This window comes from Cellulosimicrobium cellulans (assembly GCF_042723955.1).
Taxonomy (GTDB): Bacteria; Actinomycetota; Actinomycetes; order Actinomycetales; family Cellulomonadaceae; genus Cellulosimicrobium; species Cellulosimicrobium cellulans_H.
Genome location: NZ_JBHXIC010000008.1, coordinates 1 through 12,108, shown reverse-complemented (window position 1 = coordinate 12,108; position 12,108 = coordinate 1). Strand labels below are relative to the sequence as shown.

Sequence of the window (12,108 nt, the reverse complement as noted above, 5' to 3'; positions counted from 1 at the left end):
CCTACAACCACCGACGCCCCAACCGCACTCTCCCGCACCGCCAGACGCCGCCAGCGCCTACACCGCACGCCCCAAGACCGGCCCCGACACCACCCGAACCAGCCAGGCCCACAACCGCGTGCGCACCGACCGCGTCTTGGCCACCGGCGCAGTCACCCCGCGCCACGCCAGCGCCTGCACCACATCGGCATCGGCCCAACCCACGCCGGAACCCACGTCCTGCTCCTGGTCACGACCTCGACATCCGCATCATCAACCGCGCCACCGTCGAGATTCTGCGCGAGCTCACCCTCGAACCCACACGCGACTACCAGACCTTCGGCCGACCAACCACAACCACCCCGAAACGACGAATGGCCGGACCTACGAAGACGTAGGTCCGGCCATTCCGATGTCCTGCGACATCACGCTGTCGGGCTGACAGGATTTGAACCTGCGACCCCCTGACCCCCAGTCAGGTGCGCTACCAAGCTGCGCCACAGCCCGTGGCTGGATCACCAGGCGTAACACTCGACGTAACACCGCGTGTCCCGGCCCCGTGAAGCCTCGGATACTCTACCCCATCCGCGAAGGCTCCAGCGCACCGTTTGCCCCGGTCGCGGCTGTGGTCCGGGTCTCGTCCGAAGCGTCCGCAGCGGCGTCCCCCTCCCCCGTCGGCAGGTGTGCGCGCCAAGCGGTCGCGACGATCGCCAGGCAGACGGCGGCAATGACCAGCCCGCCGAGGAACATCTGCGAGTACGTCCACCGCACGGACAGCGCCGCGAGCGCCACGGGCACGCAGAACCCGACGTACGTCAGCGAGTAGTACACGGCCGTGAGCCCGGCGAGGTCGTCGGGCGTCGCGATGCGCTGGACCTCGCTGAGCCCGGCGACGAGCGCGAGGCCGTACCCCGCGCCGAGCACCATGGCAGCCACCAGCGCGGTCGGCAGGTCGAGCCGGGCCGACGCGTAGGCACCGAAGCCCATCCCGACGACGACGATGGACATGGCCACCACGGACGCCCGCGCGCTGTGCCGGGTGTCGATGAGGCGACCGAGCACCTGGATGCCGACGCCGCAGCCGAGGCCGAGCACGGTCATGAGCCCGGAGAACGCGATGGGCGCGCTCCCCGCGTTCGCGGACACGAGCCCGGGCAGGACGGCGTACGCGCTGCCCGCGCACCCGAACACCCACGGCGCCACGGGCACGACGACGCGCAGGAACCGCCGGTGCGCGACCGCCGGCACGCGCAGGTCGTCCCGCAGCCGGCACCGGGCCCCGCCGTCGGGCACGACGCGCGTCTCCGGCACGCCCAGCACCCACACCCCGGCAGCGACCGCCAGCACGGCGTGCAGCAGGTAGGCGGTGTGCGTGGGCCAGGGCGCCCACTGCGCGAGCACCGCCGCGACGACCGCCCCGACGAGGAAGCCCAGCGTGAGGGCGAGGCCCGCGCGCCGGGCGCCGGAGCCGCCGTCGGGCTCGCCGGACGCGCTGGCCGCCGCGTCGCTGAGCTCCTTGACCCACGTGGTGCCGACGGCCATGACCAACCCGAGCGCGACCCCGCACAGCACGCGTCCCGTGGCGAGCAGAGCGGCGGACGACTCCCCCGCCGCGAGCACGAGCGACCCGGCGAGCGCGACGGGCGCGGCGGGCAGCAGCAGCGGGCGGCGCCCGTATCGGTCGGACAGCGGCCCGCCGAGCAGGAGCGCGGGGATGATCCCCAGCACGTACGCGGCGAGCAACGCGTCGACCGTCACGGCCGAGAAGTGTCCGACCTCCCGGTACATGACGAGCAGCGGCGTGAACTCGTTGCCGCCCCACGCGACGGCGAACATGACCGCCGCGACGGCGAGCCACGCCCGCGGCCCGACGGCGGCCCGCGCCCCGCCCTGGGACGCGGTGATGTCATCGGCCCCCACGGAAGCGGAGGCGGAGGTCGTCGCGCTCACAGGCCCGCCCTCGCGTCCTCGAGGTGGCGCTGGATGCGGCGCTTGTAGGTGCGGGTGTCGCGCACCTCGAGCGCGTCGACGAGGGCCCGGTGACCGGCGACGAACGTCGCGGCCCGGCGCGGGTCCCACCGGACGCTGTGCGCGACCATGCGCTGCTGGCGCTCGCGCAGGCTCACGGAGAACGTCGTGAGCAGCGCGTTGCCGCCCGCGGCGACGATCTCCTGGTGGAAGCGCGCGTCGAGCGTCGCGTACTCCGCGACGTCGCCGTCGGCGACCGCCGCCTCCTGCGCGGTGACGAGGTCGCGCAAGAGCGCGACGAGCGTGGCGAGCTCGGTGTCGGGGAGTCGCACGACGCTCTGCGCCACGTGGGTCTCGACGAGCAGGCGCGCGTCGAGGACGTCGTCCGCCTCCCCCGGCGCTACCGGCACGACGAGCGCGCCCCGCTTCGGGTAGAGCCGCAGCAGTCCCTCGGCCTCCAGCCGCAGGAACGCTTCGCGCACCGGCGTCCGGCTCACACCGAGCTGCTCGGCGATCTCGCCCTCGCTCGTCATGGAGCCACCGGGCAGACTCCCGCCGAGGACGAGAGACTTCACGTGCCGATAGGCCTGCTCCGTGGCAGAACCGCTGGTCGTGCGAGGCATAGATACATGATGCATCTATCTGGTGCGCAACTCCGACCTGAGTATCACCGTACGCCCGTGGCGCTCGCCACATCCGCGCGCCAACCTTCAAGCGATACTTCAGGACCACCCTTACTTACATTTTCAGCGAAACTGTTAGTAAGGTGGAGCCCGTGGAAGCACAAGACGCGCTCTCGATCGCGCCTGTCGCCCGCGAGGCCCACTACTGGGTCGCCGAGAACGACGGGCTCTCGACCCGTGCGCAGGTTGCCGCAGGCTCGGGTCCGTACGAGTCGAGCGTCCCCGTCCCCATCGCGGACTACGCTCCCGCCCTCTCTCCGCAGCAGTCCGCCGATGCCGAGGAGGCAGCAGCCGCCCTCGCACGCTTCGACTCGTACGCGAGCGCGACGCTCGGTCCGGACAACCCTGCCCTCGGTCCGATGGCGTCGATCCTGCTGCGCACCGAGTCAGCCTCCTCGTCGCAGATCGAGAACCTGACCGTCGGTGCCAAGCAGCTCGCGCTCGCCGAGATCGACCAGACGACGAGCGCCAACGCGCGCACCGTCGTCGCGAACGTGCGCGCCATGCGGGCGGCGCTGGACCTCGCCGACAGGCTCGACGAGAGCTCGATCCTCACCATGCACCGAGAGCTTCTCGAAGGGCAGCCCGGGTGGGAGCTCCACGCGGGCCGATACCGGAGCACGCTCGTCTGGGTCGGGTCGTCGAGCATCAGCCCGCGGGGAGCGACGCACGTCGGGCCCCAGCCCGCACTGGTGCCCGCGGCCATGGCCGACCTCGTCGCCTTCGTCCGCCGGGAGGACCTCCCGGTCCTGGTCCAGACGGCCGTCGCGCACGCCCAGCTCGAGACGATCCACCCGTTCACGGACGGCAACGGGCGCACCGGACGCGCTCTCGTGCACGCCATGCTCCGCTCCAAGGGACTCACCCGGAACACGATCGCCCCCGTCTCCGCCGGTCTGCTCGTGGACACCGAGGCCTACTTCGATGCCTTGACCGCGTATCGCGCCGGGAACGCCTGGCCGATCGTGGAGCAGCTCACGCGTGCGAGCAGGTTCGCCGCGTCCGCCGGCGCACGGCTCGTCGACGACCTCGCGGCACAGGTCGCCGACGCGCGGGACCGCCTCTCCCCCCTGCGCCCGCAGGCATCCGCTTGGAAGGTCGTCCCGCATCTCGTCGCGCACCCGGTGGTCAATGCCGCGTTCCTCCGCGACCACCTGGGTTTTCACGACGTGACCGCGCAGCGCGCGTTGAGCCAGCTCAGCGACGCGGGTGTCCTTCGAGAGCGCAGCGGGCTCCGACGCAACCGCGTCTGGCAGCACGACGGGATCCTGGCCGTCCTCGACGTCTTCGGTCAGGGGATCCGCCGTCGCTGAGCGCACCCTCCACGTACGCCTCAGTGGTGGTGACCGGTCCGGCCCAGCGTCTCCACCGGAGTCGCACCGGGCCGGGTCCACTGCGGCACGGGGCGGGTCGTGGGGCCCCAGCCGTCGACGCCGTCCGCGTCCGCGCGCCAGTACCAGCACACGCCCTTGGCCTCGGGCCAGCCGTCGGGGGTGTCCTCCCACTCCTCGCGGCGCCCGTAGGGCGTCATGTCGAGCAGGGCGAAGTGCGGGCTGGTCGGCTCGTTGCCGCGACCCGTCGTGCGGTACGTGAGGAACACGCGGTCGCCGTCGCGCAGGAAGCAGCTCACGTAGCCCATCTCGCCGCCGATCGGCTCGTCCAGCCCGCGCACGGAGTACCAGGGCTGGGTGTAGCCCATGAAGTCGACGAAGGGCTCCACCTCTTCCCAGCGCCCGACGGTGAGGATCGCGAAAGAGACGCCGCGCGCGTTGAGGTAGACGGCGTCCCGGAGGCCCCACGCCGTCCAGGTGCAGCCCTCGCACTGCCCCTGGTGCGGGGCGCCGTCGTGCCACATGTGCTGGTAGACCACGAGCTCGTCACGACCCTGGAACAGGTCGACGAACGGGACCGGCCCGTCCGGGCCGACGACCTCGACCGACCCGTCGATCTCGACCATGGGCAGCCGGCGGCGTGCCGCGGCGATCGCGTCGCCCTCGCGGGTGTGCGCCTTCTCGCGCAGGAGGAGCTCGTCCCGCTCGGCCTGCCACGTGGCGAGGTCGACGACGGGTGGCCGTCCGGGCAGGGTGGCGGCGGGGCTGTGGGGCGTGGTCGTCATGGTGTCCTCCGCGGTGTCGGACGTCGGACGGCGGCACACCGACCGACGGGTCACCTGCGCCGACCGACCGCGCCCCGCAAACTCATCGCTGCCGCCCTTCCTGGGACGCCGCCTCCCGCAGGTCGGTGTCGAGGCGGCGGACCAGCTCACCCACGCGCCCCGCCCCCGCCGGGCGCGAGCGGGTACCGGCGCAGCACGTCGACGACCTCGGGCGTCGCGAGCGCACGCGCGGCGTCGAGGACCACCGTGGCGGCGGCCTCGTCGCCGCCCGCCGCGAGCTGGGCGGCGTGCGCCGCATGGGCCGCGGAACCGAGGACGTGCTTCACCTGGTGGGCGTCGGCGATCGGGTGCAGGTACGCGGCGCCGGCCGCTGCCATCGCGGCCCGCGCGGCCTCGGCCGCGGCGGGATTCCCCGCCTCCTTCGCCGCCCGGAGCGCCGCCCACGCGGTGTCGCGCAACGCCTTGCCCCTCGCGCCGCCCCGCGCGAACGCCCATGCCGCGTCGACCGCCTCGCGGGGGCGCGCGTCGTCGGGCCGCACCGCCTCGACGATCTCCAGCGCTCGCTCCGCGCACCCGGCCGCATACCCGGTCACCGCCCGAAGGTCCGCGGTGCTCAGCTCGACCGCTCCCGTCGCAGTGGCCACCGTTTCCCTCCTCGGACCCGCTCACTCACGCACCACGGGACGCAGGTCCCGCCGGAGCACGGTACCCAACCGTTCCACCTCCGCGGCCAGCGCCCCGCCCGGACCGCGACCGCCATCGAACCACGTGACGCGCACCTCCTCGCCCGTGACGCTCCACGTCCCCACGACGACACCGCCCACGGTGACGACGGCGGCACCGCGGCTCACCACGCCACGATGTGCCTGCGGCACGACGCGCGGGTCCGCGGTGCCGGGCCCGAGCACCCACTGGTCGAACGCCGGCAGCAGGCGCACAGTCTGCGAGGGCCGCATGCCCGCGAGGTCGTCCACGTGCTCGCGGAGCACGAGCGCCGCGTCGCCCTCGACGTCGACCTGGGCGAGCGCGTCGTCGCGCAGCTCTCCCAGCCACCGGTTCAGCTGCGCGCGCCCCGCCCCCAGGCCCTGTCCGAGCCAGTAGTGCACGTGGTCGGGCGTCACGGGGCCGTACGTGCCGACGTACGCGAGGATCGCGTGCCGGCCCGCGGCGTCGAGGTCGGGCCACTCGACCCAGCGCGGGTTGGTGTCGAGGCGCTGGAACGTGGTGCGGCCGCCCGTGGACGGCGCGAAGCTCATGTCGCCGAACCACGTGAGCGGCTTGAGCAGCGTGTCCGTGCCGTCACCGAACGACGCCCGCAGGTGGGCGAACCGGCCGTGCGCGGCCACCGCGTCGCCCAGCGCGGCGCGGGTGAGCGGGCCGTCGGCCAACGCGTCGCGCACGACGGCGCGCAGGTCCGGCCAGTCCTGGGGCTCCAGCCGGTAGTACTCGCGCCAGCTCGTGCGCTCCCACATGCGACCGGCCCGGCGCAGCGCCAGGTAGGCCCCGCCGTCCTCGGGCACGACGAGGTGGGTCGCGCCCCGGAACGCATAGGTGCGCACCAGGCGACCGTCAGCGAGCGCCCGCCCGATCTCTCCGTCGACGGACGCACGTCGCCGGACGCGGACCGCCAGCTCGGCCGCGTCGTCCGAGGCCGCGGGGACGGCGCCCAGCCGCCCGACGACGCCCTCCACCGTGCCGTCGCCGACCGGGTCGAGCAGGTGCCGCCGCGCGCGCCAGGCGAGCGCCTGCGCCCAGGTGATCGCCACGTCTGCAGGCTAGCGCCGGGCGCCGACACGCGCGCCGGTCAGACCACCGGACCCGACCCCTGGGCGATCTGGAGGACGCGGGAGATGCCCGGCTGGTCGGGGTCGTCGATGATCTCGCGGCCGTCGAGCCAGCTCTCGACGACGTGGGCGAGCTCGCCGGGGTGGCTGAAGTTCATGGCGTGGGCGGCGCCCTCGATCGCGACGATCGTCACGTGGGGCGGCGCGAGCTCGCCGACCTCGTGCACGCGCCGGGGCGGCGGCATGAGCGGGTCCCGCGTGCCGATGACCGCCAGGGTCGGCACGGGCACACGGATCACGCGCTCGAGCGACGGGAACCGGGCCAGCTCGGAGAACAGGTGCAGCGCGTTCACGGCACCGAAGCGCGCGTAGTCGGGCACGGCGATGCGCGCCATGCGTGGGCTCTCGCGGCCGGCGTCGCGCGCGAGCTGGGCCAGGGCACGGGCGAACGGCTGGTTGTGCACGCCGCCTGCGGGCGAGGCGAGGACGACGCCCGCGACCCGGTCCGGCTGGGAGTGCGCGACCTCGAGGCTGATGGGGCCGCCCATCGAGTTGCCGACGAGGATCACCCGCTCGAGCTCGAGCGCGTCGAGGAGCGAGAGCAGCGCCCAGGCGAGCGACGGGATCCCGAGCGTGTGCCCCCACCGCTCGCTGCGCCCGTACCCGGGCAGGTCGGGCACGACGGCGGTCGCGCGGTGCGCGAGGAGCTCCGCGGTCGGGAGCAGGTACGTGCCGGAGACCGCGAAGCCGTGCACGTGCACGATCGGGACCGCCCCCGGCACCTCCGGCCCGACGCGCACGAACACGTCGTGCCCCTCCACCTCCACGTGGCGTGTGCGCCACCCGTCAGCAGCCATAGGCCGATGGTGGCAGAGCACGTGCCGCGGCGCCCGGGCAGCGGAATCACGCTCGGCGGCAGGCGGACTCCGGTGCGAGCCGTAAGAATGGACGACGGACGGGAGTCGACGTGGACCAGAGCACCGAGAGCACCGCCGGCCGGTCGACCGCGGCCGCCCGACGTCTCGCGCTGCTCCTCGCAGCGGCGATGTTCGTCCTCGTCGTCGACACGTCGTTCATGAACGTGTCGATCTCGGCCGTCGTCCGTGACCTCGGCACCACCGTGAGCGGCGTCCAGACGGCGATCGCGCTCGAGGCGCTCGTCTCCGCGTCGTTCATCCTCGTGGGCAGCAAGGTGGGCGACCTCGTCGGGCGCCGCCGGGCGTACGTCGTCGGGCTGCTCGCGTACGGGGCGGGCGCGATCGCGATGACGCTCGCGCAGAGCCTGGTCGTCGTCGTGATCTTCTGGTCGGTCATCGGCGGTCTCGGTGCCGCGCTGCTGCTCCCGGCCATGCAGTCGCTCGTGCACGGCAACTTCGACGGCGCGGCGCGCAAGTCGGCCTACGCGCTCGTGGGGGCTGCGGCGTCGATCGCGGCGGCCGTCGGACCGCTGCTCGGCGGCGTCATCACCACGACGCTGTCGTGGCGCGTCGCCTTCGGGCTCGAGGCCGTCGTGATCGCCGTGGTTCTCCTGGGTGTGCGGCTCGTGCGCGACGTCCCGTACACCGGCGACCGCACGGTGGACGTCGTGGGCACGATCCTCTCGGTCGTGGGGATGGGCGGCATCGTGCTCGGCGTCCTGGTCTGGCAGGAGGGCGGCGAGGCCGTCGGTGCGCTCGTGGTCGTCGGGGCCGCCGGCCTGGTGGGTCTCGCGGCCTGGCTCGTGCGACGCGCGCGGACGGGCCGGACGACGCTCGTCGACCCGGGTCTGTTCCGCTCCCCCGCCTTCCGCATCGGTGTCTCGCAGCAGCTCCTGCAGCAGGTCGCGCTCGGCGGTGCCATGATCGCGCTGCCGATCTTCCTGCAGATGGCGCTCGGCTACGACGCGCTGCTCGCTGGCCTCTCGCTCGCCCCGCTGTCGCTGACGATGTTCGCCGCCGCGCTCGTCGCGGGCAAGCGCCCCGGTCGACGTCGGCCGGCCACGCGCGTGCTCGCGGGGTTCGTGCTGCTCGTGCTCGGGGTCGCGGCAGCGGTCCTGGTGGTGCCGCGCGCGACGTCGGGCTGGTGGCTGGCTCTGCCGCTCGTCGTCGCGGGCGCCGGGCTCGGCCTGCTCGTCTCGCAGCTCAACGCGTACACGCTCTCCCCCGTCCCCGAGGAGCGCGCGAGCGAGGCCGCGGGTGTCAGCTCGGCGGCGGGGTCGTTCGGGCTCTCGCTCGGCCTCGCGGTCGCGGGCGCGGTGATGCTCGCGTCGCTCGCGACGGGCTTCACCGCCCAGGCCGAGTCGAGCACCGTCCTGCCGCCCGACGACAAGCAGCAGGTCGCCGCGGTGCTCGAGGACGACGCCGAGATCATGAGCGACGCCCAGCTCGTCGAGCTGCTCGCCGACGAGCCGCCCGCGGTGCAGGACGAGATCCTGCGCATCAACGACGACGTCCGGGCTCGCGCGCTCCAGGTCGCGCTCCTCGTCCCGCTCGTCGCCGGTCTGCTCGGCGTGGTCGCCGCGCTGCGCATGCGGCGCATCCCTGATCCCGAGTCGCGGGCGGACGCGCCGCCGGTCCTCGGCTGAGACCACCCGGGACGATCCCCGACGGCGACCCGCCGCCAGAGCGCCCGGCCCCGCGGTGTCCGTGACCAGACCGAGACACCCTTCGTTGCTCGCGCTAACCGTCGTGAAACGCCCGGGAAACAGGCTCTTGTGAGCATCGGTCCCGGCAGGGGGCTCCACCACCACCACGGTCGTGCGCGCAGTCGGCGCGCGCCCGAGGAAGGACCAGCTCCTCCATGACGCCCTCTCCTTCGCGCCGACGGCTCGCCCGGCGCGCCGCGCTCGTCGGCGGCCTGGCGGTCGCGGCGACCGCCCTCACCGCCCCGGCGCACGCCGCGCCGTCCGTCTCCGCCGTGACCCTCGACGCGCCGTCGAGCGTCGACGTCGGCGCCCCGATCACGGTGACGGTCGCCGCGGCCAGTGTCGTCGACCTCTACGCCTACGACCTTGCTGTCTCCTACGACCCCGACCTCGTCGAGCTCGTCGAAGACTCCGCCGTCACGCCCGACGGTGGGTTCTCCGACGTGGCCGACGACGGGTCCGGGAGCGTCGCCGTGACGCACACGCGGCTCGGCACGTCCCCCGGCCTCGAGGGCGACGTCACACTCGCGACCCTCACGTTCACCGCCGTGGCCGGCGGCGACGCCTCGTTCGGCGTCCCCACGGCCACCCTCGTCGGTGCCGACTCCACGATGGCGTCGCTGACAGACGCCGCGTCCGCCACGACGACCGTCACGGCCCTCGTGACAGCACCACCCACGGACGACCCGACGGACGGCGCGACCACTGCACCTCCGACCGGAGACAGCACGACCGCCCCCGGGGCCGACGGCGCGTCCGACTCGCCGTCGACCTCGACCGGCTCGGGCTCGCTCGCCTCGACGGGCGCGAGCGTCGCCTGGTTCGCCGGTGCCGCGCTGCTCGCCGTCGCGGTGGGGGCCGGGATCCTCTGGGCGCGGCGGCGGACGGCGGTCTCCCGATGAGCCACGACCCGACGTCCGGCGCACCCGCCGTCCGCGCGCAACGACGGCCCACCACCATGAAGGAGCAGCCCGTGCCCACCTCCCACCGGCGAGCCGCAGCGGGCGGGCTCGCCGCGCTCACCGTCACCGGCCTCGTGCTCGCCGTCGCCGCGGCTCCCGTCGCGACCGCAGCACCCGCCACCACGCCGTTCCTCGCGCCGTACTGGACCGAGCTCGACCTCACGGGCGACGAGCAGGTGACGGCCGACGACCTCGACGTCGTCGCCGCGGCGCTCGGCGCGACGGCCGACGACGCCGCGTGGGACGACGTCGCAGCGGTCGACACGGACGGCGACGGCACGATCACCGTCGCGGACCTCGCGGCCGTCTCCCAGCGGATGGTCTACGACGACGGACCGTTCGAGCTCGTCGAGGCCTCGGTGCTCGACATGCAGGCGGCGATGAACGCCGGGGTCACGTCGTCCGTAGCGATCACCCAGGAGTACCTGGACCGCATCGCCGCCTACGACACGACGCTCGTCGACACGGGCGCGGGCGGGCGACCCCTGCACTCGATCATCACGACGAGCGACGTCGCGCTCGACGCCGCGGCGCGCGCCGACGCGGCACGGGACGCGGACGGCATGACGAGCCTGCTGCTCGGCGTGCCCGTCGCGGTCAAGGACAACTACGACACGAAGGACATGCCCACCACGGGCGGCTGCGGGTGCTGGGACGCCAACCAGACCGCCACGGACGCGACGATGGTCGACGGGCTCCGCGCCGACGGCGCCGTGATCCTCGCCAAGGCGAGCCTCGACGAGTTCGCGTTCGGGTTCGTGTCCGAGTTCTCGGCGTCCCAGGACGCGGGGACGAGCACGCTCGTCGCGAGCCCCTACGTCACGAGCCGTACCGCAGGCGGATCGAGCGGCGGCACGGGCGCGGCGATCGCCGCCAATCTCGCAGGGATCGGGTTCGGCACGGACACGGGCGGCTCGATCCGCGTTCCGTCGTCGTACAACCAGCTCGTGGGCGTGCGCCCGACCGTCGGGCTCGCGAGCCGGGACGGCATCATCCCGCTCGCGATCAGCCAGGACACCGGCGGACCGATGGCCCGCAGCGTCCTCGACGCGGCCGTCGCGCTCGACGCCGTCGTCGGGGTCGACCCCGCGGACCCGGTGACGTCCCGCCAGGAGGGCGAGGTCCCGGCGTCGTACACGCAGTACCTCGACGCGGACGCGCTCGACGGTGCCCGCATCGGCTACGTGCCGTCCATGCTGGGGAGCAACGCCACGACCCTGCGCCTGTGGGCCCAGACGCGGGCGACGCTCGAGTCGCTCGGCGCCACCGTCGTCGAGGTCGCGCCGCCCACGACGTGGTCGCCCGTGCTGCCGAACGGCTTCGCGAGCGTCCTCAACGAGGGTTCGGGCTCGACGAACGAGTTCCGGCACGACCTCGACGCCTACGTCGCGAACCACCTCGCGCCGCAGGTCGAGGCGCGGACGCTGCAGGGCATCGTCGACTCCGGTCGCTACGTCCCCTCGCGGCGCGGCACCTACGCCTCGCGCGCGGCGATCACCGAGGAGACGTACCAGGCCTGGGCCGGGCCTGACGGCTCGCACACCCAGGTGCTCGCCCAGGGCAAGGAGCTCGTCACCGCGATGCTCGACGACGCCGACCTCGACGCGCTCGTCTACCCCAGCGCGAACCCCTACGGGACCATCGGTACCAACCTGCGGCTCAGCCCCAACACCGGCCTCCCTGCGGTGACCGTGCCGATCGGCCAGGCGACCGCGGCCGACGCGACCGTCACGGGAGGCGGCGTGAACCTCGAGCTGCTCGGCCGCGACTTCGACGAGGGCCCGCTCCTCGGCCTCGCGTTCGCGCTCGAACAGTCGGTGCACGCGCGCACGTCCCCGGCGCTGTACGGTCCGCTCGGCTGAGTCGGGTCACGGCGGTCGGGTGACAGGATGCCCCACGGCGGGGCGGGGGCCGGGGGGGGGGGGCCCGGCGCGCGGCGGCGGGCCGGGGCGCGGCGGCGGGTGGCCCCCAGGCCCCCCGCAACCAACGCACG

At 73.9% G+C, this 12,108-nt stretch carries 10 protein-coding genes and 1 tRNA gene; 4 read left to right on the top strand and 7 right to left on the bottom strand.

The genetic code is table 11. The annotated features are described in order from the left end of the window. Positions 1 to 412: 412 nt before the first annotated feature. The 3 genes from ACFWH7_RS03870 to ACFWH7_RS03860 all read right to left on the bottom strand — a co-directional run bounded on the left by ACFWH7_RS03870 (position 413) and on the right by ACFWH7_RS03860 (position 2,570). A tRNA-Pro gene (locus tag ACFWH7_RS03870) sits at positions 413 to 486 on the bottom strand. 69 nt (positions 487 to 555) lie between these two features. Beyond that, entirely contained in the window at positions 556 to 1,929 is a 1,374-nt protein-coding gene (locus tag ACFWH7_RS03865) for an MFS transporter (RefSeq protein WP_378215120.1), read from the bottom strand. Further along, positions 1,926 to 2,570 (bottom strand): GntR family transcriptional regulator, encoded by a 645-nt coding sequence (locus ACFWH7_RS03860; protein WP_378215119.1) that lies wholly within the window; start codon positions 2,568 to 2,570, stop codon positions 1,926 to 1,928. Before ACFWH7_RS03860 ends, ACFWH7_RS03865 begins: the two co-directional genes overlap by 4 nt. A gap of 152 nt (positions 2,571 to 2,722) precedes the next feature. Between ACFWH7_RS03860 and ACFWH7_RS03855 the strand changes: the two genes are divergently transcribed. Next, positions 2,723 to 3,943: a Fic family protein gene (locus tag ACFWH7_RS03855; RefSeq protein WP_378215118.1), complete on the top strand. Its 1,221-nt coding sequence runs from the start codon at positions 2,723 to 2,725 to the stop codon at positions 3,941 to 3,943. A 20-nt stretch (positions 3,944 to 3,963) separates the two neighbouring features. Here ACFWH7_RS03855 and ACFWH7_RS03850 read toward each other — a convergent pair whose 3' ends face one another. The 4 genes from ACFWH7_RS03850 to ACFWH7_RS03835 form a co-directional block, all read right to left on the bottom strand. Next, entirely contained in the window at positions 3,964 to 4,746 is a 783-nt protein-coding gene (locus ACFWH7_RS03850) for a DUF899 family protein (protein WP_378215117.1), read from the bottom strand. Positions 4,747 to 4,892: 146 nt separating this feature from the next. Further along, a complete protein-coding gene (locus tag ACFWH7_RS03845; protein WP_378215116.1) occupies positions 4,893 to 5,390 on the bottom strand; it encodes a putative immunity protein in 498 nt (165 codons plus the stop codon). 21 nt (positions 5,391 to 5,411) lie between these two features. Next, complete coding sequence (locus ACFWH7_RS03840) at positions 5,412 to 6,512, bottom strand: DNA glycosylase AlkZ-like family protein (RefSeq protein ID WP_378215115.1); 1,101 nt, start codon at positions 6,510 to 6,512, stop codon at positions 5,412 to 5,414. Between the two features lie 38 nt (positions 6,513 to 6,550). Next, positions 6,551 to 7,387 carry an alpha/beta fold hydrolase gene (locus tag ACFWH7_RS03835; RefSeq protein WP_378215114.1) on the bottom strand — a complete coding sequence of 279 codons (837 nt, stop codon included), beginning with the start codon at positions 7,385 to 7,387 and terminating at the stop codon, positions 6,551 to 6,553. Positions 7,388 to 7,575: 188 nt separating this feature from the next. Here ACFWH7_RS03835 and ACFWH7_RS03830 point away from each other — a divergent pair, with 188 nt between their 5' ends. The 3 genes from ACFWH7_RS03830 to ACFWH7_RS03820 all read left to right on the top strand — a co-directional run bounded on the left by ACFWH7_RS03830 (position 7,576) and on the right by ACFWH7_RS03820 (position 11,977). After that, positions 7,576 to 9,093, top strand: a complete 1,518-nt coding sequence (locus ACFWH7_RS03830; protein ID WP_378215190.1) for an MFS transporter — start codon at positions 7,576 to 7,578, stop codon at positions 9,091 to 9,093. Positions 9,094 to 9,308: 215 nt separating this feature from the next. After that, complete coding sequence (locus ACFWH7_RS03825) at positions 9,309 to 10,055, top strand: cohesin domain-containing protein (protein WP_378215113.1); 747 nt, start codon at positions 9,309 to 9,311, stop codon at positions 10,053 to 10,055. A gap of 71 nt (positions 10,056 to 10,126) precedes the next feature. After that, entirely contained in the window at positions 10,127 to 11,977 is a 1,851-nt protein-coding gene (locus tag ACFWH7_RS03820; RefSeq protein WP_378215112.1) for an amidase family protein, read from the top strand. Positions 11,978 to 12,108 lie beyond the last annotated feature (131 nt).

Coding starts and splice junctions, on each gene's coding strand:
- ACFWH7_RS03830 (WP_378215190.1), top strand. CDS start 7,576: ATGTTCGTCCTCGTCGTCGACACGTCGTTCATGAACGTGTCGATCTCG.
- ACFWH7_RS03825 (WP_378215113.1), top strand. CDS start 9,309: ATGACGCCCTCTCCTTCGCGCCGACGGCTCGCCCGGCGCGCCGCGCTC.
- ACFWH7_RS03860 (WP_378215119.1), bottom strand. CDS start 2,570: ATGCCTCGCACGACCAGCGGTTCTGCCACGGAGCAGGCCTATCGGCAC.
- ACFWH7_RS03835 (WP_378215114.1), bottom strand. CDS start 7,387: ATGGCTGCTGACGGGTGGCGCACACGCCACGTGGAGGTGGAGGGGCAC.
- ACFWH7_RS03850 (WP_378215117.1), bottom strand. CDS start 4,746: ATGACGACCACGCCCCACAGCCCCGCCGCCACCCTGCCCGGACGGCCA.